The organism is Gemmata obscuriglobus (assembly GCF_008065095.1).
Classification (GTDB): domain Bacteria; phylum Planctomycetota; class Planctomycetia; order Gemmatales; family Gemmataceae; genus Gemmata; species Gemmata obscuriglobus.
In genome coordinates, this window is sequence record NZ_CP042911.1 from 3,533,386 (window position 1) to 3,555,209 (window position 21,824).

Annotated in this window: 14 protein-coding genes and 1 pseudogene; 10 read left to right on the forward strand and 5 right to left on the reverse strand. The window is 68.7% G+C overall.

All coding sequences use genetic code 11. From position 1 onward, the window contains the following. Positions 1–75 precede the first annotated feature (75 nt). From GobsT_RS14650 to GobsT_RS14670, 5 genes are read left to right on the forward strand one after another with little or no spacing between them, the layout of a single operon-like run. Positions 76–666, forward strand: a complete 591-nt coding sequence (locus GobsT_RS14650) for a hypothetical protein (protein ID WP_109571087.1) — start codon at positions 76–78, stop codon at positions 664–666. Next, positions 663–1,583 (forward strand): formylmethanofuran--tetrahydromethanopterin N-formyltransferase, encoded by a 921-nt coding sequence (gene fhcD, locus GobsT_RS14655; protein ID WP_010036309.1) that lies wholly within the window; start codon positions 663–665, stop codon positions 1,581–1,583. The genes GobsT_RS14650 and fhcD overlap by 4 nt, the downstream gene beginning before the upstream one ends. Then, on the forward strand, positions 1,583–2,401 hold the full coding sequence (locus tag GobsT_RS14660; protein WP_010036311.1) for a formylmethanofuran dehydrogenase subunit C: 819 nt from the start codon (positions 1,583–1,585) through the stop codon (positions 2,399–2,401). The genes fhcD and GobsT_RS14660 overlap by 1 nt, the downstream gene beginning before the upstream one ends. A gap of 11 nt (positions 2,402–2,412) precedes the next feature. Continuing rightward, positions 2,413–2,880 (forward strand): DUF4085 family protein, encoded by a 468-nt coding sequence (locus GobsT_RS14665; RefSeq protein ID WP_010036314.1) that lies wholly within the window; start codon positions 2,413–2,415, stop codon positions 2,878–2,880. A gap of 11 nt (positions 2,881–2,891) precedes the next feature. Next, the gene (locus tag GobsT_RS14670) at positions 2,892–3,563 is read left to right on the forward strand and encodes a class I SAM-dependent methyltransferase (RefSeq protein ID WP_010036316.1); all 672 of its coding nucleotides are present in this window, start codon (positions 2,892–2,894) and stop codon (positions 3,561–3,563) included. 77 nt (positions 3,564–3,640) lie between these two features. On the opposite strand, the gene GobsT_RS14675 is transcribed toward GobsT_RS14670, so the two are convergent. Continuing rightward, complete coding sequence (locus GobsT_RS14675) at positions 3,641–6,307, reverse strand: hypothetical protein (RefSeq protein WP_010036317.1); 2,667 nt, start codon at positions 6,305–6,307, stop codon at positions 3,641–3,643. 226 nt (positions 6,308–6,533) lie between these two features. Then, a pseudogene (locus tag GobsT_RS14680) lies at positions 6,534–7,937 on the reverse strand (M20/M25/M40 family metallo-hydrolase). A gap of 130 nt (positions 7,938–8,067) precedes the next feature. On the opposite strand from GobsT_RS14680, the gene GobsT_RS14685 reads away from it, so the two are divergent. The 4 genes from GobsT_RS14685 (at position 8,068) to GobsT_RS14700 (ending at position 12,647) form a co-directional block, all read left to right on the forward strand. Continuing rightward, complete coding sequence (locus GobsT_RS14685; protein WP_010036321.1) at positions 8,068–8,628, forward strand: YybH family protein; 561 nt, start codon at positions 8,068–8,070, stop codon at positions 8,626–8,628. Between the two features lie 492 nt (positions 8,629–9,120). Continuing rightward, positions 9,121–9,702, forward strand: a complete 582-nt coding sequence (locus GobsT_RS14690) for a hypothetical protein (protein WP_010036323.1) — start codon at positions 9,121–9,123, stop codon at positions 9,700–9,702. Between the two features lie 72 nt (positions 9,703–9,774). Beyond that, positions 9,775–11,520 (forward strand): RNA polymerase sigma factor, encoded by a 1,746-nt coding sequence (locus GobsT_RS14695; RefSeq protein ID WP_010036326.1) that lies wholly within the window; start codon positions 9,775–9,777, stop codon positions 11,518–11,520. Between the two features lie 233 nt (positions 11,521–11,753). Beyond that, complete coding sequence (locus GobsT_RS14700) at positions 11,754–12,647, forward strand: sugar phosphate isomerase/epimerase family protein (protein WP_010036327.1); 894 nt, start codon at positions 11,754–11,756, stop codon at positions 12,645–12,647. A 158-nt stretch (positions 12,648–12,805) separates the two neighbouring features. On the opposite strand, the gene GobsT_RS14705 is transcribed toward GobsT_RS14700, so the two are convergent. The 3 genes from GobsT_RS14705 to GobsT_RS14715 form a co-directional block, all read right to left on the reverse strand. After that, the gene (locus GobsT_RS14705; RefSeq protein WP_010036329.1) at positions 12,806–16,105 is read right to left on the reverse strand and encodes a hybrid sensor histidine kinase/response regulator; all 3,300 of its coding nucleotides are present in this window, start codon (positions 16,103–16,105) and stop codon (positions 12,806–12,808) included. A gap of 102 nt (positions 16,106–16,207) precedes the next feature. Then, complete coding sequence (locus tag GobsT_RS14710; RefSeq protein ID WP_010036330.1) at positions 16,208–20,095, reverse strand: PAS domain S-box protein; 3,888 nt, start codon at positions 20,093–20,095, stop codon at positions 16,208–16,210. A 283-nt stretch (positions 20,096–20,378) separates the two neighbouring features. After that, on the reverse strand, positions 20,379–21,146 hold the full coding sequence (locus GobsT_RS14715) for a TIGR02996 domain-containing protein (protein WP_029600727.1): 768 nt from the start codon (positions 21,144–21,146) through the stop codon (positions 20,379–20,381). 97 nt (positions 21,147–21,243) lie between these two features. Between GobsT_RS14715 and GobsT_RS14720 the strand changes: the two genes are divergently transcribed. Beyond that, positions 21,244–21,588 carry a hypothetical protein gene (locus GobsT_RS14720; RefSeq protein WP_010036333.1) on the forward strand — a complete coding sequence of 115 codons (345 nt, stop codon included), beginning with the start codon at positions 21,244–21,246 and terminating at the stop codon, positions 21,586–21,588. The last annotated feature ends 236 nt before the right edge of the window (positions 21,589–21,824 follow it).

Sequence of the window (21,824 nt, forward strand, 5' to 3'; positions counted from 1 at the left end):
AGCGCGGGCGAACGGAGCCAGAGGTTCCGTTCGCCCGCGCTCCGCGACCGTCCGCACGAGAGCCGGGACCATTCGATGCCAACGTTTCTTTCCGACCCTCCGCCCGCAATTTACCTCGTGCTCGGGTTCGTGGCGCTCATCACGGGCGTGATCGCGGCCCAGCGCCAGACCCGTAAGGCGGCGGTTCCGTTACTGATCTCGGCCGGGCTGCTGCTCGTGGTGTTCCTGATCGACCGGTTCATCGACAGCCCGCGCGAGCAGGCGGTCAAGAGCGCGCAGGCGATGGCGACCGCCGCTGACACGAACCGCCCCGTAGATTTCGTCAAGCACGTCGCGGACAGGCTCGTGTACCACGGGGAAGGTCAGCCGCGCACCGCGACCCGTGCGGAGCTGCAAAACTCGCAGTTCTGGCGCATGTTGCAGCAGTTCAACGTTCACGTGGCGGTGTGGAACTTCTCCCGCGACGACGTGAAACAGATCGACGACAACACGGTCGAAATCGGTTTCATGGCGAAGGGCGAGACGCGGGGGGAAATGAAAGGCGTTCAGATTTACGTTAGGGGCACGTTCAAGCGTCAGCCCGACGGCAGCATGAAGATGGCTGAGTTCCGCACGTTCGACGCCATCGATAACCGCAAACCGTTCAACATTCCGGACTTCCCGTGAGTGAGCCAATCGCCTCACTGGCACTGAACGGCGTGGAGGTGATCGACACCTTCGCGGAGGCGTTCGGCATGAGCGCCGCGCGCGTCGTCGTGACCGCGGAGTCGGCCCGGTGGGCGGTGGAGGCGGCGCGGGCGGCGACCGGCTACGCGGCGTCGGTGATCGGGTGCGATGCCGAAGCGGGACTGGAGAAGGAGCTCACGCCGGCGGAGACTCCGGACGGGCGGCCGGGGGTGTCGCTGCTGTTCTTCGCGTTCAGCCGCGACGCGTTGCAAAAGGCGCTCGTGAACCGCGTCGCGCAGTGCATCCTGACGTGCCCAACGACGGCGTGCTTCAACGGCCTCCCCATCGACCCGACCCGCTCGATCCGCATCGGCGGCAACCTGCGCTTTTTTGGCGACGGTTGGCAGATCAGCAAGCTGCTCGACGGCAAGCGTTACTGGCGCGTCCCGGTGATGGACGGCGAGTTCCTTTGCGAAGACGTGTTCGGCACCGCGAAGGGCGTCGCGGGCGGCAACATCCTGATTGTCGCCAACACCCAGGCGAGCGGGCTCAAAGCCGCCGAGGACGCGGTTGATGCCGCTCGGGCCGTGCCGGGCGTGATCCTGCCGTTCCCGGGCGGCGTGGTTCGTTCGGGGAGCAAGGTCGGGAGCAAGTACAAGAAGCTCCGCGCCAGCACCAACGACGCCTACTGCCCGTCCCTGCGCGGCGCTGTAAAGTCGGAGCTTCCCGACGGCGTCAACGCGGTTTACGAACTCGTGATCGACGGCCTCGACCTCGCCGCGGTCGAACGCGCGACCTGGGAAGCGATGCTCGCGGCTACCCGTGTGCCCGGTGTGAAACGCATCACCGCAGGCAACTATGGCGGGAAGCTCGGGCCGTTTCACATCCGCCTCCGCGCGCTGATCGAGGGCACGTGATGCTCAAACTCACCCTACGCGCGCCCTCCAGCATCCCGCTTGAAGTCGAAGGCATCACCCCCGAGCGGGTGGCAGGTCTGTCGCCGCTGGAAGTGGCCAAGCTACCCGTACAGCACGGGAACCGCGCGGAGCCGCTCGGCGAGTTCTTCGAGGTGATACACGACCCGAAGGGCACCTGGGCAGACCTGCACATCGCCGGAGACACGTCGAACGTCAAGTTCATCGGCGCGCGGATGAGTGCCGGAAACATCTATGTAGAAAACCGGGTCGGGATGCACGCCGGCGCGCAGATGAGCGGCGGGTCTCTGACGCTCGACTCTGGCGCCGCGGGGTGGCTCGGTGCCGAGATGCGTGGCGGCTCCATCGAGGTACGCGGCCACGCTGGCGACCACGTCGGGGCCGCGTATCGCGGGTCGCGGCGGGGCATGACCGGCGGAACGATTGTCGTTCGCGGGTCGGCGGGCGACGAACTCGGACTCCTCATGCGCCGAGGGCTGATCGTGGCCGAAGGCGCGTGCGGCCAGTTCGCCGGGGCGTCGATGATCGCGGGGACGCTGGCGCTGTTCGGAACGGTCGGCGAGCGGTGCGGCGCGGGTATGAAGCGCGGCACGATCCTGACCGCAACCGCGCCGCAACTGCCGCCGTCGTTCCGCTTCGCGTGTGAGTACCGTCCGAGCTTTTTGCCGCTGTACCTCGCACACTTCGCGCGATTGGGCGTGAACCTGCCGACGGGTTTCGGTGTCGGAACCCTGCGCTGTTTCCGGGGCGACATGCTCACCGGTGGAAAGGGTGAGGTGTTGATCGGGGGCGGAACCTGACGAGAGAGCGGATGGTCTTTTTCACGCGCGACTTGTACACGGGAACGCAAGACAACTCTGGTCGGTCGCGGCGCGCGGGACGAGAGTGGGACCGCCGGTACGAAGCGTACTCGCGCTACCTGGACGTAATCGGACCGTATCTGCCGAGGCCAGTTCGGCAACTGGCTGCTGATGGCCCGCACGACGCCGTTGTTCGGGCCGCTTCGTTCGGGACTGGTGAACTCACGCTCCGCCTTGACACTTCGGGCGCGCTCGGCTCGTTTCGAGGCCGACGCCCGCTGCGGTTGACGTTTCGTGGCGTGCCCGGTCGGGTCCGCACCAGACATCTTCTGGGCCAGTGGTGGCTCTATCAGGAAGCACATCTCCGATCGAACGGCCGGTTCAGTATTCACGTCCTCTTCGACGAAGACGAGCTGGAGATCGAGGCCGACGAGGTGCTGATCGCGCGGGAGTGGTCGTCAGGCACTGGTAAGAATTAATAGGACGCAACATGTCGGATCAACTCTCCGCCGTTCGGGGCGGCTATGATCGTTGGGCCAAGGTTTACGATCACGACGCGAACCCGCTCCAGGGGCTTGAAGAGCCGCCCGTTCGGGCCGCCGCCGGCGCGGTGCGCGGCCTCCGCGCGCTTGACCTCGGGTGCGGCACCGGGCGGCACGCGCTCTGGCTGGCGGGGCAGGGGGCGTCGGTCACGGCGGTCGATTTCTCGGAAGGAATGCTGAACGAGGCGCGGGCCAAGCCCGGCGCGGATGCGGTCACGTTCCAGGTTCACGACCTCCACACGCCGCTGCCGTTTTCGGCGGAATTCGACCTGGTTGTCAGCGGGTTGGTGCTGGAGCACCTGCGCGAACTCGATCCGTTCTTCGCGGACGTCCGGCGCGCCCTCAAGCCCGGCGGGCGAGCGGTCGTGTCCGCGATGCACCCCGCCATGATGCTCCGCGGCACACAGGCGCGCTTCACGGACCCTGATTCGGGCGAACTGGTTCAGCCGGGAAGTGTCGCGCACTCAGTGGCGGCGTTCGTGATGGCCGCGTTGCGTGCCGGCTTCACGATCGCGAACGTGGAAGAACTTGCCCCGGATGCGGCGTTCGCAGACCGCTATCCGCGTGCGTCCAAGTACGTCGGCTGGCCGATGCTCGTAGTGCTGTCGCTCACGGCGTGAAGGCGGCAGTTGCACCAAAAACAAACCGGGGCCGAGGCGCATCGCCTCGGCCCCGGTCGTTTTGCCTGATTCGGCTGTCACTGCTTGACACGCGGCCCCTGGGGCAGAACGTTCAGCCACGCGGGCGGTAGCTGGAGCTTCTTGGTGCCGTCAATTCCGGTTGAAGAAAACACATTCGGGCCGGCGGCACCGAGTTGGACCAGCAGCGCGGTTGCTCCGCCCACGAACCCGGTTGCCACGCCCGACCCACTTGCGGCCTGGGTGCCGAAGCTCAGAGCGCCCGGTCCAAGAACGTCGGGTTTCCCGCGGAGCGTGAGGCCGGTCCCGCCGCCCACCAGCGTACCGGGGAGATCGGCCCCAACCGTGATTGCTCCCAGAGCATCTCCGGGAGTGCCCACGCCCGCGGTCGGGCTGGTGAAGCTCCGGAACACCACCTTGGGGGCGCTGGCTGCGATGCCGACGGTGTCGATCGCGATTCGCGGGTAGATTTCCACCTCGCGCCGCAGCACCGGCAGCAGGGCGTCCGGCGCCCCTGGGGACTCCACCGCCAGCGCGTACCGGCCTGGGGTTGCGACGGTGAACTCCAGCATTTGCTCGAACACCAGCAACGTCGGGGTGCGGTAGATCAACTGCGGGACGTTAACCGAGCGGGCCTCTTCGGCCAACTCGTCGCTGGACTGCTTGGCGCCGGTCGGATCGATCTGACGCAACAGCCGGAGTGTGAGCGGCTGAGCGGGTGTGTCGGCGTCGGGGAAGTTCGGGTTGGCCGCCTCGCGCCACTGAACGACGATCCGCAGCTTCGCGCCGGCCAACAGTTCGGGGGTGACGGTGCCGGTTGCCGCACGCGTTCCCAGGAAGTTGAGGGTCGACGACCAGGAGTCGGCGGGGAGCTTCGATTTCGGCGGCGCGAACTCCATCAGCCCGTCGCGGTTGGCGTCCAGGAACGGCCCGCCCCACACCGCGGCGCCGGACGCGCTCGCCGCCTGTACCCAGACGTGCTGCGGGGGTTTCGCGGGGATGCCCTTTACCACCCGGTGCGCCGGCCCGGTCGCCCGCGCGTCGATGGTCCGCGCGAACTCGTTGATGGAATCCAGGGGGTAGCCGGATTCCCACACCAGCGTGTTCACGATCACCTGCGCACCGGCCAACGTGCGGGTGATCTCGTTCTGGTAGGTAGTTAAGCGCCCGGACAGCGTTGTCAGTTCTCGCTCGCGCGCCATGACCGCATCCAGATCGGCCTTGGCCTTTTTCCGCTGCGCGACCGCCACCTCGTTGTCGGTCAGGTCCGCGAACGCCGTCTTGTACGCAGCAATCGCCCGGTCGCGATCGTCCTCGAACGCCGAGAGGCGGGACGAGAGTTCCGCCAGCCGGCTCTGGAGGGCCTCGGTGTATTCGAGTTCGCCGCGGGTCAACTTCAGGACGGTGTTCAGGTGGAAGTAGCACCCGGGATCAATTCGGACGAGAACCAGTTCGGCGTCCGGAGCGGCGGCGGCGAGCGCCTTCGCGGCCGGAACGCCGGCCCCGACTCGCGCGGGGTCGGACTTGAAGGGGATCAGGTCCGGAGCGAGTTCCGTCGTCAGATCGAGCACCTTCGTGCGCCGGGGCAGTTCGCTGCCGATCAACTGTGCGGCGCCGGTGAAGTCGGACCCGATCAGCACCACCTTGACGCCGGCACCCGTGTACCCACGCTTGTGCAGCTCATCCAGGCGCGACGATTTGAGGGCGTCCGCGACGGCTTCGGCTTTCTCCCCGGTGCCGGTCGTGACCGTTTCTGTCCCCTGCCGCGGTAGCCGCAGGCCGACAACTCCGGGCTCCTGGGCGAGCAACTCGACGAATTCCGCTCGCGGCAACCGGACGTGAACGATGTTCCCGATCACCCCGTCCACCGAGGCGCCGGCGTACCGGCCGCGGAGAGCAATTTTGAAGGTTTGCAGGTCCTCGATGCGCTCCCGGAAGATCACCTCGACGCGCAATTGAGCGCCCCTGGTCCCGGGGGCCAACAGGGCGGCCCGCAGGTCGGCCGAGTACTTGAGCTGGGCGGGCAGCACCGCCGGCGGGGCGAGGGGGGCGGCGAACTCCGTGTGCGGGAGCACTTCGGCCCACCGGATCGGGTTGCGGTCGCTGAGGGGGGCGGGCAACTGCGCGACGCGGGTGCGGGGAGCGAACCACCCGTTCGGCTCGTACCGCAGATCCTTCACCAGCACGTCTACACTCTTGCTCGGGAGCGCCCCGCGGACCAGCGTGTAACCGCGGGTGTCGTAGCCGAGCGACTCGACGAAGCCGAGCTGCGCGAGGTGCTCGACCGTCTGGCGGTGCAGTTGCTGCTGCGTGCCGGGCAGGTAGCCGCCGCGCAGCCCGAGCTTCACCGCCACCGGCTTGTCGGCGTCGGGGCGCACAAAGTCGGCCGGCTCGAACAGGACGTTCTGCACCCGCGGGCTGTCCAAAACGCTCAGCGCCTTCGCCCCCGCGATGGTGCCGGTCATGCGCTCCGCCGTCGGCTCGAAGATCTCGAGGTCGTAGTCGGGGTCGTTCTTGCGGGCGTCGTCGAACCCGAGTTTGGCGAGGAACTTCTGAAGGTCCGTGTACTGACGCACCCGCTCGTCGCGGTCGGCCCGGATGCGGTACCGAATTTCGATCTTCACCTTTTCGGGCCGGGGCGGTTCGTTGACCTGTGCCGGCGCGGGGCTCGCGAGCGCCATCAGCGCCGCGGAGATCAGGGTGAGTCGTGCGGGTGCGTGCGGCATGGTGCGACCTAATCCGGGCGCGAGCGTGTCAGCCTTCATCGTGACCGGCGGAACGGGAGTTGCCAAGCGGCAGACGGGAACAAAACCGCGCGGGGCGAGCGAAGAACCCGAAGAAGTGAGTCGATCCGCAGATTGACACCGCTTGGAAGAACGGGAACGCGCTGCTCAGGTCTTCCAAGTCGTGTTAATCTGCGCGATCTGCGGATCTGGCTCTGCCTTTTCTAGCTCACTTGACGGTTGCAGGGGTGAGCTTTCCCAGGTTCGCGAACAGGGTGACCAGAGACGCCATGAGCTTCTTGAAGTCCCCCTCGTGCAGGCTCTCGTTGGGGGCGTGGGCGTTGCTCGCCGGGTCTTCGATGCCCATCAGCAGCGCGGGGGCGCCGCCGAACAGGTCCGACAGCGGGCCGACGAACCCGATGGACCCGCCGCACCCCACCGCGACCGGGTCGCGGTCGAAGCCGGTCCGCATCGCCGCGAGGGCGGCCTCGAACGCCGGACCGTTCGGGTCCGTCATCCACCAGTCCACCGGCGGGCCGGCCGGCGTCACGGTGACCTCGCACCCCCACGGCGGGTTGGCCTTCAGGAACGCGGTCAGCTTCTCCAGCACCTGTTCGGGCTTCTGATCGGGCACGATGCGGACGCTCACGAGGGCCGACGCCTTGGGGAGCACCTGGTTGGACGCGCCCTTGATCGAACTCGCCTCCTGCGCGATCACGGTGACCGCCGGGCGGCGCCAACACTGCGCGTACTCGGAGTACCCGGACTCCATCGCGAACCGCGCCCCGGGCACCATCCCGATCGAGCTGCGGATCTTCTCCAGATCGGAAGGCAGCTTGTCGAACGCGACGCGCTCCTTGTCGGAGAGCGCCCGGACTTGGTCGTAGAATCCCGGGATCGGGTACGGCCCGCCCTCGTTGTAAAGCCGACCCAGGATCGCGTTGAGCGCGATGGTCGCGTCGGGCAGGCTCCCGCCGCCCATCCCGCTGTGGACCGGGATCTTCGCGGTGGTCACATCGACCCGCACCGCCACGATGCCGCGCAGTGAGTAGGTGATGCTCGGGGTGCCGACCTCGACGTTCTCGGTGTCGCACACCACGATCACGTCGGACTTGAGCCGGTCGCGGTGCGTCTCGAAGAACTTCAGGAGGTTCTTCGACCCGACCTCTTCTTCGCCCTCCACGAGCATCTTGATGTTGACCGGGAGCTAGTTGCCGGTCTTCCGGTACGCCGCCACGGCGGCGAGTTGGGCCGAGATCGCGCCCTTGTCATCGGCGGAGCCGCGGGCGTAGAGGCGGCCGTCGCGGCGGGTGAGCTTCCACGGGTCGCTGAGCCACTGCTCGATGAAATTGACGGGCTGCACGTCGTGGTGCGCGTACAGGAACACCGTGGGTTTGCCGGGCGCTTCGAGCCACTCGCCGTAGGCGTAGGGGAGCGAGTGCCCGACGCGGAGCACGTCCACGTTGTGCAGCCCGGCGTGGCGCATCTGGTCGCAGGTGAGCTTGGCGGTGCGCTCGATCTCGGCCCCGTGCTCGCCGTCGGTGCTGATGCTCTGGATCGCGACCAGCTCGGCCAGCCCCTGAACGATCTCCTCGTGGTTCTTGTTGAGCCAGTCGAGTGCTGCGGCTTGCATCGTGGGTCGCTCCGTGGGTGCTCGTGGGCGGTGGTGGTGCAATCACTGTACCGGGCACCCGGGTCGCGGTAAACCCGCGCGGCTATGCTAACCGGGACTCTCCCGTCCGTTCTTTGCGAGGCGTAACGTTATGTCTGATTCCCCCACGACGCTGGCGAACGAAGTGCGGTTCCGCGCGAAGTTCCTGAAGGTCGCGTTCCTGGTCAACATCGTGCTGTTCGTGCTGCTGATCGGGGCCGGCACGGCGCTGGTCACCGCCGTGGCGCGGGCGACCGGCGCCAGTACCCCCGCCAGCGACGAAAAGGACATCCGGGCGGTGCTGGAGGCGCAGGCGGTCGCGTGGAACAAGGGCGACCTGGACGGCTTCATGGCCGGCTACTGGAACGACGAGAAGCTGACCTTCATCTCCGGCGGCGACATCACCGGCGGGTGGAAGAAGACCAAGGAGCGGTACGAGAAGCGGTATCAGGCCGAAGGCAAGGAGATGGGGAAGCTGACCTTCTCGGAACTTCACGTCGAGGCGTTCAGCCCGAACGCGGCGATGGTGCGGGGGAAGTTCGAGCTGGTGTTCGAGAAAGAAAAGGATGAGAAAAAGAAAACCGCGAGCGGTCGGTTCACGGTCCTCTTGCGGAAGCTGCCCGACGGGTGGAAAATCGTTCACGACCACACATCCGCCGACGAGAAGAAGTGAGCCCGAAGGGGCATTCTCACCGCGCCTGGAGCTGGTTTGCGTTACTCGGCCTGGCTGAACCGCGGCACACTGCTGGGGCTGGTGGTGGGCGCCCTGTTCACAGCTTGGGGAATCAAAACCGGCTTTAGTTTCTCCCGCCAGGATCTCGGTGACGGGAATAAGGATGTGGCACTCTGGCACTGCGCCAAACTGTCCAAAGCAATAGACCGTTACGTGGAGCACCCTTCGAATTCTGCACAAGCGCGTCCTCCGACCTTGAGTGCTCTGGACCGCCCACCCTGGGGCGGTCCGTCCCTCCTTCCGAACGGTCAACGTGATCTGATTGACCCGTGGGGGAATGAGTATTCCATGCAAACTCGAACACGTGCCGATGGTCGGACGTATTCCCTCATCTTGACTATTGCACCCGACGGGACCGTGATAAGCCAGTACGGGAGTAAACTGAAATCGATGCTTCCCCAAGTAGTTTGCGGCTTTGCAAAGAGAGCACACATGAAGCGGGTTGGTGCGGTTGAGCGGCAAACACTTCTGGCGCTGGTGCTGGCGATCCCGATCGCTCTGCTCGTCGTCGTGACGTTTTCTCCGTTTCGGACCACCCCGGCCGACGAGGTCGAACCGGAGCCGGTGGCACCCAAACCGAAATCGAAGCAAGTGACCCCGAAGGGGAAGGGCGGACCGAACGCGAAAGCGGATCCGGCGTCCGCAGCCGTGCCGCCGCCGCGCGAGGTCGGTGAAGTGGCCAAACGGGAGCAGCAACTCGAACAGGCGCAGGTTGGTTGCAAGCGCATTTCGGACGCCGTCACCGCCTACGCCATGAGCCCCGCGAACCCGGGCGCGTCGGACGAGGACCGCTGGCCCATCGAACCCGGGCACCTCATTACCCCGCCGTTCGGGGGGACATCGTTCCTGCCGAACGGGCAGAAAGATCTCGTTGACCCGTGGGGCAAGTCCTATCAGTTCCGAATTGCTGGTAAGAAAGACGGCGCCGACATCCTGCTCGTCTTCACCACCGCGCCCGACGGGACACCCGTCAGCCAGTTCGGTATTGGCGCGAAAGCCCAGCCGCAAGAGTGACCCGTCGTTGCGAAATTTAATGAATCGCTTCCGGGGTTGAAGGCACTTCTGATGTGAACCCCGGAGGTGACTGTGTCCCAGCGTGTCCGCGGCTTACTCGATCGACTCCTGGCCCGCCGCAAGGCCGCGTCGTGCGACGGCGTGTCCGACGCCGAACTGCTCCGGCGCTACTCACGCGACCGCGACGAAGCGGCGTTCGAGCTGGTGGTGTGGCGGCATGGTGCAATGGTGCTCGGCCTTTGTCGGCGTGCACTCCGCGACGAGCAACTTGCCGAAGACGCATTTCAGGCCGTGTTCCTGGTTTTGGCACGTAAAGCCGGTGGCGTGCGTGGGAATCTCGGCGGGTGGCTGTTCAAGGTCGCCCGCCGCGTGTCGGCCCGGGCCGCGGCGCGCCGGCCCGTCACGCAACCGGTTCCGGACGTACCCGGAGCAGCCGTTCACGATCCGGTCGAGCGCGGCGAACTGTCGGAACTGCTGGACGCGGAAGTGGCACGCCTTCCGACCCGGCTTCGTCACCCCGTCGTGCTGTGCTACCTGGGCGGGATTTCAACCGAGGACGCCGCGCGCGAACTCGGCTGCCCGCGCGGCACGGTGCTGTCGCGCCTCGCGGCGGCCCGGGCGCGGCTGGCGCAGCGCCTGACTCGTCGCGGCATCACGCTACCGGCGGTGCTCGTTGCCACCGGGGGCACCGGCCTGTCGCCGCGCGTCACCTCTGCCGCGGTCGCACTTGCGCGACAATTCACCACCGGTTCCGGCCCGATCACGACACCGATATCCCTGGCCCACGGAGTGATCCACTCGATGAACCGAACCACCCTCTTCACTGCTCTTGGTGGCGTGCTGCTCGCCGCGGCGCTATCAGGCGTCGGGCTTGTGGTCGCCCAGAGCGGTCCGCCCGCCAGCAACGGCGTTAACGCGATGGCGCTCCCGGCCGCGCACCCGGGACCCCAAGACGTGCCGGCTAAACCCAAGCCGGCGCCCAACGCGGCCGACCTGGAACTCGACGAGAAACTTGTGAAGCTCGAGCGATATGAAGCGAGCCTTCGAGCAGAAATCGAGGAGATGGAGGTTATCATCGACGCGCAAGAGCGCATCAGCGGAGCTACCCCAGATAGCACGATCCAGTCGCTTCACATCCAGTTGCTCGAAACGGAAAAGTTGTTCGCCTCCGTCAGCCGCGAACTTGATCGGCTGTCCGTCGAGCTCAAAGTGCTCAAAGGTCGGCTCGAGGACAAGCCGGCAAACTTACAGGGTAACGCGCTTCTTCTGCAGCAACTCGTCGCCGCCGACCCGAATGTCAAAGCGGCCCGGGTGGCTCTGAAGGACTCCCGCGAGCGGCTCGAACGAGAACAACGCAATGCTCCCCCTGAGAGCCCGCACATTAAAGAGCTCGAGGCGGCCGTAGCTAAGGACAAACAGCGTCTAACTGAGGAGGAGAAAGAAGCTCAGGCTTCGGCCGGTGAGGCGCTCCGCGCTCGGTTACTGGCCGAGCTACAGAAGCGAATCCCTGAGTTGCAACTCCAAGTCGAGATCAAGGAAGTCGAACGAGAAGGAATTAGGCGCGAACGGGAAGCATTGAAGAATGCGATTGACAGCACCGCCGGCCGCGCCCGGGCGTGCGAAAAACTCAAAAGGGCGATTGAGCCAAAACGCGAGATGCTCACCACACTCAATCGTCATGCTCTCGCGCTCCGCGCCCAGCGTGCGGGAATCACGCTGACGGAGCAATCGTCCAGCAATACGAAACTCGATGCAATCCTGAAAGAACTTGTGGCACTGCGGAAAGAGGTGCAGGAATTGAAACGCGGGCAGAAGTGAAAAAGGCCGGGCCGGTGAGGCTTTGGGGACGCTGCCAACCCCTTGACTCACCGGCCCAACACAGTCGCTCCCACATTTAAGGAAGGGTCGCTGCCAAACTCCCCTTCCTCACCATCTCCGATGCGCCCCGCGATCGGGTTATTGCCTCCGCCCCAAACTTTTTTCTCTTGCAGTCGCATCTCCCGTGTGGATCATCAGTTCCGTTTCGATCTTCTCATCCGGAACCGCACAAAATGGACACGCTCTCCCGCCGCTCGTTTCTGGCTGCGTCCGCTGCGTCTGCGTCCGCGCTCGTCTCGGGGAGCTTACACCCCCTGAACGCCAGCGCCACCGAAGCAGCGAAGTTCAAGCTCGGAATCGTCACGTATAACGTGCCCAAAGACTGGGACCTGCCGACCCTTTTGAAGGTGTGCAAGGAGGTGGGGATCGCGGCGGTCGAGTGCCGCACCACCCACAAGCATGGGGTCGAACCGGTCCTCAACGCCGATCAGCGGAAGGACGTGAGGAAGCAGTTCGCGGATTCGGGCGTTACTTTCTGGGGGAGCGGCAGCACCTGCGAGTTCCACTCCGACAAGCCCGAGGTGGTGAAGAAGAACGTCGAGGAGTGCAAGGCCTTCATCCAACTGGTCCACGACCTCGGCGGGACCGGGGTGAAGGTGCGCCCGAACGGTGTGCCGAAGGGCGGCGATGAGAAAAAGACCTTCGAGCAGATCGGCAAAGCCCTTCAGGAGTGCGGTAAGGCCGCTGCCGACGCGGGCGTCGAAATCTGGGTCGAGGTCCACGGCGCCGTTACGCAACTGCCCAAGAACATGAAGGCCATCATGGAGGCGTGCGGCCACAAGGCGGTCGGGGTGACGTGGAACTCCAACGCCACCGATCTGGAAAACAAATCGGTGAAGGCGGGGTTCGAACTGCTGAAGCCGTGGATCAAGTCGTGCCACATCAACGACCTGACCAACGACGCCAAGGGCACCTACCCATACCGCGAGTTGTTCAGACTGCTCCGCGGGATCGGTTACGACCGCTACACCCTGTGCGAGGTCGGCACCGCGTACCCGGACGTGGCGAAAGGCACCGAGTTCCTGAAGGGGTACAAAAAGCTGTGGGACGAACTGGTGCAAGGGTGAACGCCGTCGCTATCGGCAGCGCTCACACGCGATCCGGTTGTTGGTGCCCGCTTGGGTTTTTGTCTTTGTGACACATTCCTGTCTGTGCAACCTTCATGCGCCGTACAGACAGGAATGTCTGTGCCACAAGAAACAGACACGACCAGCCGGCTTCGGTGTCAATTGCCTGGGGCCGCGGGCAACACGGTGTTGAGTACCTTGAGCAACTGGCCCTGTGAATAGGGCTTGTTGAGCGTGTGCTCGATGCCGAGGGCACGGAGTTCGGACAGCTCCGCGGCCCCCAGCAGCCCGCTGGTCACGATGATCGGGACGTGCGACCGCACCCGGCGCAACTCGCCGACGAGTTCGGCCCCGCTCACCCCCGGCATGTGCAGGTCGGTGACGATCACCGCCAGTTGGTCCCCGAGCGCGGCGGCCGCGGCGAGCGCCGCGGCGCCGTTCGCGGCGGTGGCGACGGTGTACCCGGCGCGCTTCAGGATCAGGCTCGCGAGCTGGCGGATCGAGGTCTCGTCGTCCACGAGCAGAACCGTCTGACCGGCGCCCCGAACGAGCGCCTCGGCCCGCGGCAGCGCCCCGCTCCGCGACGGGTCCGAAGCGGTCGGGAGGTACACCGCGAACGTCGTCCCCAGGCCGGGTGCGGACGTCACCCGGATGAACCCGCCGTGGCTCTTGACGATCCCCAGGGCGCTGAACAGCCCCAGCCCGGTGCCCGTGTCCGCCCCTTTCGTGGTGAAAAACGGCTCGAAAATGTGCTCCGCCACGTCCGCGGGGATGCCGCCGCCGGTGTCGCCGACCTTGAGCACGACGTAGCTGCCGGGGCGCGCGCCGAACTCGGCGAGCGCGTCCGCGGCGGCCTGGTCCAGCTCGGCGGCTTCGGCGGAGAGGGTGAGCGCGCCGCCCGCGGGCATCGCGTCGCGGGCGTTGACGCACATGTTCAGCAGCACCTGGTGCAGTTGCGTCGGGTTCGCCAGGAGTGCCGGCAGCCCGGGCGGGTAGGTGACCGTCAGGGCGATGTTCTTCGGGAACGTCGAGTGAACGATTTTCTCCGCCTCGGTGAGCACGGCGCGGGCCGACACGGCGATCCGGGTGTTCTCCTCGCCGCCCTTGGCGAACGTGAGGAGCTGGCGCACCATCCCGGCGGCGCGGCCCGCGCCGGCCTCGAGCACGTCGAGCAGCTCCGCGTGGTCCGGGTAGCTGTGCTTGAGCGTCTGGAGCGCCATCGTGATGGGCGCCAGGGCGTTGTTCAGGTCGTGCGCGATGCCCCCGGCCAGCGTGCCGATCGCCTCGAGCCGGTGCGCGCGGTTGATCTGCCGCTCCAACCGGTGCCGCTCGGTCACGTCGCGGACCGCCGCCGCGGTCACCCACGCCCCGTCCACCTCCAGCGGGGCCACCCGCACCTCGATCGGGAACACCGTGCCGTCCTTACGGAGCGCGCGGAGGTCGGGGGCCGTTGGGGCGACCGGCACGGGCGTGTCGCCGCCCGCGTGCCGGGGGCGGTGCAGGACGAACCGGTCCCGGTGCTCGGGCGCCAGGAGCATCTCGGCCCGGTGCCCCAGCAGTTCGGCCCGCGACCAGCCGAACAGCTCCTCGGCCTGGCGGTTGGCGAGGCGGATCGCGCCCTGGGGGTCGGTCATCACGATCGCGTCGGGGGCGAACTCGAACAGGTTGTGGAACATCCGCGCCCCGTGCTGGCGCTCGATCTCCGCGCCGACCCGGACCGCGAACAGTTGGAGCACCGGCTCGATCTGCTCGGCGTCGCGGAGCGGCCCGCGGCTTACGACCCCGAGGTGCCCGAGCGGCCGCCCGGACCGGTCCAGCAGCGCGACCGCGGCGTACCCTCGAGCGCCCAGCCCGGCCAGCCCGGGCTCGTCCGGGAACTGCTCCCGGACCCGGTCCGGGTACACGACCGCGTCGCGGTGCAGCACCGCCTCGCACGGGCCGCCGGTCAGGGCGTGTTCGTGTTCGGGCTGCGGCACGCCGTCGATACAGAGGCCGAGCGTTCGCACCCGGGGCGGGGACATGCGCGGGAGCAACTCGGCGACGAAGCCGACCTCCGCGCCCAACACGGCGGCCAACTGGCGGGCGACGGCGGCAAAGAACTCCGGCCCGGTGAGGCGGGCGAGCTCGGTCGAGAGGAAGCGGAGCACCGTCTCGGTGCGCTTGCGGGCGGTGACGTCGCGGAGCACCGCCTGCGTGCCGACGGTGCGGCCGTCCTCAAGGACCGCCGTGACGTGGGCCTCGAGCCACACCCGGCTGCCGTCGCATCGTACCCCCTCGTACTCGAACCGATCGGGCACGGCCTCGCCGCGCACCAGGCGGTCGTGCCGGTCCCGCAGGGCGGCCCGCCACTCCGGGGCCGCGTGCTCGTCCAGGGCGACCGGACCGGCCGGCCGGTCGGGGACCCCGAACCACTCCCGGAAGCGCCGGTTCGCGTACACCAGCCGGCCGGCGTTGTCGTCGCGGACCAGGGCGTCGTGGATGTTCTCCACCAGGTCGCTGTACCGCTGCTCGCTGCGGAGCAGGGCGGAGGCGCGGCGCGCGGCCTCGTCTTCCAGTTCGGCGTTGAGCCGGGCGAGCTGGTCGCCGCTCACCCGCAGCGCGTGCTCGGTCTCCTTCGCGGCGGTCACGTCGGTGGCCACGCCGTCCCGGACCTGGGACCCGTCCGGCAGCCGCTCCACGAGCCGCGACCGGAACTGGAACCAGCGCACCCCGCCGTCGGCGTGCCGGAGCCGCGCTTCGACGAGGTCGTTGGCCCCGGTGCGGAGCGTCTCCGCGATCGACGCCCGCAGCCGCGGCAGGTCCTCCGCGGTGACCAGGTCGAAGAACCGTTCGGGCCGTTCGATCAGGGGCTCGGTCGGGGCGCCGAGCAGGGCCGCGGCGTTCGGGCTGAGGTAGGTGCAGCGCATCTGCCCGGCCGGGTCGAACACGAGCCGGTACACCGCCGCGCCGACCAGGTTCGTGTTGATGCCGGAGAGCAGCAGCTCGCGGTCCCGCAGCCGCGCGTTGGCCCGCTCCAGTTCGGCGGTGCGGTCCCGCACCCGCTCCTCCAACTGGTCTTGCGCCGCGCGGGCCGCGCGGTCCAGCCGGTGCTTGGCGAGCGCCATCTGAATCGTGGCGTTCAGCTCCCGCTCGTCGAACGGCTTGACCAGGTACCCGAACGGGCGCGCGTCCGCCGCCCGGCCCAGCAGCTCGGCGTCCGAGAACGCGGTCAGGAACACGACCGGCGCGTCGCAGGCGGTCCGGAGCCGGCACGCCGTTTCGATCCCGTCCATCCGCCCGGCCAGGCACACGTCCATCAGCACGAGGTCGGGGCCGGCCGGCGGGATCTGCTCGAGCGCGCGTTCGCCGTGCGCGGCCACCCCGCACACGTCGTGCCCGAGGCGCGTGAGGCGGTCCCGCAGCTCCATCGCGATGAGCGCTTCGTCCTCGACGATGAATACGCGCGGGTGGGCGTCCATGGGCGGTCGGTGGGTCCGGTGGTCAGGGGCGGTCGGGCGAACGGTTCGCGCCCGGTCCGGTCGGCGGCGCCGGTTGTGTGGCGCCGGCGGCGGGACCGGGGATCAGTCGCCGGGGGGCCAGGGCACGCTGATGTCGACCCGGGTGCCGGGGGGCGGGGCGACGCGCAGCTCCGCCCCGAGCTGCCGGGTCAGGCTCTCAATGAGCTGCCAACCGAACCCCCCCTGCGTGCCCGGGACGAAGCCGGCCGGCAGCCCGACCCCGTCGTCGGACACGGTTAGTTCCGCGCGGCCGTCCGGGGCCGCACGGAGGGACACCCGGACCCGGCCGGCGCGCCCGTCCGGGAACGCGTACTTGAGCGCGTTGGTGACCAGCTCGCACACCAGCATGCCCAGCGGCAGGGCCGTCTCCGCCGGCAGCGGGAGCGGTTCGGCTCGCACCTCAAGGGCCACCGTCGAGATTAGCACGGAATAAGAGGTTTGCAACTCGCTGACTAGTGTCTTAACGTAATCGGCTGCGTCGACCCGCGACAGCCGGTCCGCCTGGTACAGCTTCTGGTGCAGCAGGATCATCGACCGGAGCCGGTCGCGGCACTCGCCGACGGCGGCCAGCGCGGCCGGGTCGCGGAGCTTCTGCCCCTGGAAGTAGAGCAGGCTGGCGATCACCTGGAGGTTGTTCTTGACCCGGTGGTGCACCTCGCGGAGCAGCGTCTCCTTTTCCCGCAGGGACGCGCGGAGCTGGCGGTCGGCCCGGTCCCGCTCGGTGGTGTCCCGCACGATCGCCTGGAGCAGTTGCCGGCCCCCGACGGCGACGGCGTTCAAACTCACCTCGACGGTGAACGGGGCGCCGTCGAGCCGGGTGTGCGTCCAGGCGAACCGCTGCGGCGCGCCGGCGAGGGCGGCGCCGATCTTCTCCCGGGCGAGCGCGGTCGAGTCCCGCCCGTCCGCCTGTTGGGGCGGGGAGAACTCGTAGGGCGGGCGGCCCACGATCTGGTCCCGGGAGTCGCACCCGAACATCTCCAGTGTGCGGGCGTTGCAGTCGGCGAACCGGTCGCCGTCCATCAGGAAGATGGCGTCCCCGGAGGACTCGAACAGCGCCCGGTACTTGGCCTCGCTCTCCCGGAGGGACTCCTCGGCCCGCTTCCGGTCGGTGATGTCGCGGACCACCGACAGGGCCACCCGCTGCCCGTCCAGGTGGAACGGGTTGATCCGCACCTCGACCGGGAACGTGCTCCCGTCCTTGCGCCGGTGGACCGAGTCGAAGGACAGCGAGCGCCCGGCGTCGAGCTGGGCGAGCACCGCCGCCAGGGTGCCGGGGCCGGCCGCGTGGTCGAAGTCGCGGACGGTCATACCCACCAGCTCCGCGCGGGTGTACCCGAGGCTCTCGCACGCCCGCGGGTTGGCGTCCCGCACCACGCCGTCGGGGCCGTGGAGGAAGATGCCGTCGGTGGCGTGCTCGACGAGCAGCCGGAACCGGGTCTCGCTGGCCCGGAGCCGGGCCTCCATCTCCTTCCGCGGGCTGATGTCGGTGATGGTGCCCACCACGCGGACCGGCGCGCCGGTGCCGTCGCGGGACACGACCTTCCGGCGGTCCAGCACCCAGAGGTCGGTCCCGGCCTTGGTCCTCAGCCGGATTTCGCGCTCTCCGGTCGGCGCGCCGTCGGCGGCCGGGGGGCGCACCAGGTGGGCGTCGTCCGGGTGGACGATAGTGTGGAGGAACTCCGCCCGCCCGGGTGCGTCTTCCGGGTCGTACCCGAGGAGCCGGAGCCACTGCGGGCTGAACTCGACCCGCCCGGTCGGCAGGTCCCACTCCCAGTGCCCGTCGCTGGCCGCGTCGAGGGTCCGGGCGAGCCGCTGCTCGCTGCGGGACAGTTCGGCGGTGCGGTCCGCGACCCGGAGTTCCAGCTCCTCGTGCGAGCGGCGGAGGGCGCGCTCGGCCCGCTGGCGCCGGTCGCGCTCGAGCGCCAGCGCGACGACGTTCGCGACCGCCAGCACGAACCCCTGCTCGTCGTCCTTCCACGCCCGGGCGCCCGCCTGCTGGCAGCACACGGCGCCTTCGAGCCGCGCGGAGAGGAGCACCGGCGCGTCCGTCACGGCCCCGGCGGCGCCCCAGGGCGCCAGGAGCGCCGGCGCGGGGGCCGTCCGGAGCCCGAGGGACGCCAGTGCGACGACGGCGCCCTCGCGCGTGACGTACTCCCCGCCCGCGGTGCCGGGGAGGGATTCGTAGAGCGCCCGGCACCGGAGCGCCCGCCGGTCCGGGGTGAGGAGCCACACCGCCACCCGCTCGACCCCCAGGGTCCGGGCGGCGGCGGCGCAGTACCGCCGCAAAACGGCGTCCAGGTCGTCCGCCGCCGGGGACTCGTCGCGGATCATCTCGGCGAGGGCCGACTGCTGGGCGCGGAGCCGCCCGGCGCTCGCCCGCAGCTCGGCCTCGGTACAGACCCGCGCGGTGACGTCCCGGGCCACCCCGAGGATCTGGGTCGGGCGCCCGTCCGCGGCGCGCTGGAACACCGTGTCGCGGCTCCGGAACCAGCGGAACGAGCCGTCCCGCGCGCGCATCCGGTACTCGAACTCGGACACCCCGCCCGCGCCGCCCGCCCCGAGCCGCCGGAGGTGCTCGTCGAGCCGGGGCCGGTCGTCGGGGTGCATGAGGCGCGGGATGAAGTCGTGCTCGTGGCGGCGCAGCTCGTCGTGGGTGTACCCGAGGGCGCCGGCGTTCTGGGGGCTGAGGTACACCGGCCGCCGCGCGACCAGGTCGTAGATGTAGACCGCGTCGGGGATCGTCTGGTTGATCGCGGTCATGAGCCGGTGGCTCTCGCGCAGCGCGTCCTCGGCCCGCTTGCGCTCGGTCACGTCGCGCCAGTTGAGCACCACGCCCCCGATCGCCGGGTTGGCGGTACAGTTCCGGGCCACCGCCTCGACCCACATCCAGGAGCCGTCGTTGTGTTTGACGCGCAGGGTGAGGCCGACGGCGTGCTCGGGGCGGGCGAGCACCTCGGCCCAGGCGGCCCGGGCCGCCGGGTGGTCGTCGGGGTGGGCGTAGGAGAACGCGTCGGTGCCGAGTACCTCGTTGGGCGGGCGCCCGTCCAGGCGGACGTTGCTCGGGCTCGTGTAGGTGACGCGGCCGTCGGCCGAGCAGCAGGTGATCCCCTCGTACCCGCGCTCCACCAGCGCCCGGAACCGCTCCTCCGCGCGCTTCCGCTCCGCGACCTCGGCGTCCAGTTCCGCGGTGCGCGCGCGGAGCTCGTCGCGCACCAGCGCCTCGCGGCCGGTGGCTCGGAGCAGCCACCCGCCCAGCGCGCCGGTCAGGCCCAGGCTCACGGTCACCAGCAGCCACAGCCGCTCGCCGCGCGGCCCGGTGTTCACCAGGTCGAGCTGGAACATCGCCGCGAACAGCCCGAACTGGGACAGCAGCGGCAGTGCGACCGTGGCGACGCGGGGCCGCCACACCGCGCGGGGGGGCGCGAAGAGGGCCAGCAGCACGGGCGCGAACACGATCCCGCCGAGCGCGTCGCCGACCCACCAGGTGAACCAGTTGAGCGGCACGTCGGCGGGCGGCGTGACCCCGGCGAGGAACAGCGCGCCGACGCCCACGGTGGCGTTAAGGAGGGTGTGGGCGGGGCCGGCGATGACCAGGAACGAGAGGATGTGGCGCCCGCCGGTGAGCGGGGCCGGTAACCCGACCCAGCGGCGCACCAGCCACGCGCCCGCGAGCGCCTGGAGCGCCGCGCCGGTGGCGATCGCGGCGGCCAGCCCGGGGGCCGGTTCGCCCCGGCTCAACCAGACGTTGGCCCCGAACGACCCGAGCCACACCCCGGGCCACGCGCGCGGCCCGAGCACCAGTAATCCGCCGAGCGCGATCCCGGCAGGTGGCCAGATCGGGGTGGCGTACCCCGGCGGGATGGCGACGAGGAGGCCCAACTTACCGGCCGTGCCGTAAGCCAGCGCCAGCAGCGCGACCGCTCCCAGGTGCCGCCCCCATTCCGCACGCATGCTCGACTCCAGCCCGCACCGACTTGGTTCGGGTGCCCGGACGATCGGCGCACGGTCCGCCCGCGTCGCACGTCGCGCCGGTGGCTCTCGCCTCTCCACTATAGCGTGATTGCGGTTGGTGTGGCCGTTGAAGGTTGGTGACTGAAGCCGAAACCTTCCGCCGAGTTGGGCGAGGATTTGGAATGAATGGGCAATGCGTTTGATGATGCGCTCATTCGAGCCGCGCCGACGTCCGTTCGCAAAATGCGGTGCCGCGTCGGGAGCCGGCACACACGGTTCGGTTTCAACCGTTGGGCCAGCGGTCGCCGGCGTCGGTGCGCAGGTCGGCGAGCAGTTGAGTGAGAAACGGGCCGCCCAGTACCTCGTCGAACACGGACCCGCGCCGGTCCGCCGGGACGGCACCGACGGAGCGTTCGTGGGTCAGGGTGACGGCCGGCTGTGAGCCGTCCGCCGCCGCGGGCAGGCGGAGCGATAACTCGACGCGCCAGCCCGTCGCGTCCCCCAGCAATCGCACGACGAGGCCGGGCGTGTCGGTCAGCTCCGCCCGCTCGATCGGGCAACGCGCCAGGTACGCCCCGCCTTCGGTGACCCACTCGCGGAGCCCGAGCCGCACGGCGGTGACGCACCCGCGCTCCCAGATCACAGCCGGTCCGGGCGCCCGCCGACGCCGACGGAGCCGGCGCTCGCGCGGGTGCTCGCCGGTAATCGGTTCCGGGATGCGACTCACCGTCACCCGGTCCGGAGCGGTGGCGTCGTTGTCCCAGGCGCATTCGGCCCAGTCCCACCCGCGGAGCCGCTTCACCTGTGCGGCCAGCACCGGCGGCGCGCTCTCCGTTTGCTCGCGGACGGCGTCGAAGAACGTGCCGTCGGTGGCGGGCTCGGACCCGCGGTACCCGGCCAGCGTCACGCCCGCCCACAGGAACCGGCCGTGCTCCCGGTCGAACGGCCGCGGGCTCTCGCGCAGCGCGTCCGCGTACACCAGCCGGTGCGTGTCGTCCGCCGGGTGGTCCAGGATGGCCGCCAGGAACGCGGCGCGGTCGGTTTCGGTCACGGCTCCCTCGTTCAGCCGGCTCGCCACCGGTCGGGGTTTTTGTACACCCCGGGGGCAGATAAGATGTGCTCTTTCCATCAACCTGCGAAAGCGCGCCGTGACCAAAATTGCGTACTTCTACACCGACCCCGTCGCGGCCCTTTGGATGGCCAAGACGTACCGCCTAAAACTCGTGATCGGGACCTTCTGCCTCCAATCCGAGAGCCTCGACACGTTCATCGAGATGCTCGGCAAGGGGGCGCGCCCGGACCGCATCGCGGTCGCGGCCGAGAGCGTCCCTGTACTGGACCCCAAGCCCGGCGACGTGGTGGAAGAGACGGCCAACGGGAAAACGAAGGTGAAGCGGCTGGCGACCAAGGACTTCCCCCTGACCGGGTCCAACTACGACATCCTCCAGCGGTCCGGAAAGGCGTTCATCATGCCCGAACGCGCCCGCGGGTGAGGGCTCCGAACCGGTGCCGCTTCCGTCTGGTCTGCGGCACCGGTTGGTTTGTTTTGCGGGGCTCCGGCACAATATCGCTCCTGCCAGTCCTGAATCCCACTTCAAGCCACCCAGATCGACTCGCCGGACCGACCCGATCGAAATAACATCAGCTTTGCACCGCAAACTACTTCCATATCTTCAGGTGTCGTGCGAGTGCAATTCGTTCGCCGAGCAGGTGAGAAGATTTCCGGGTT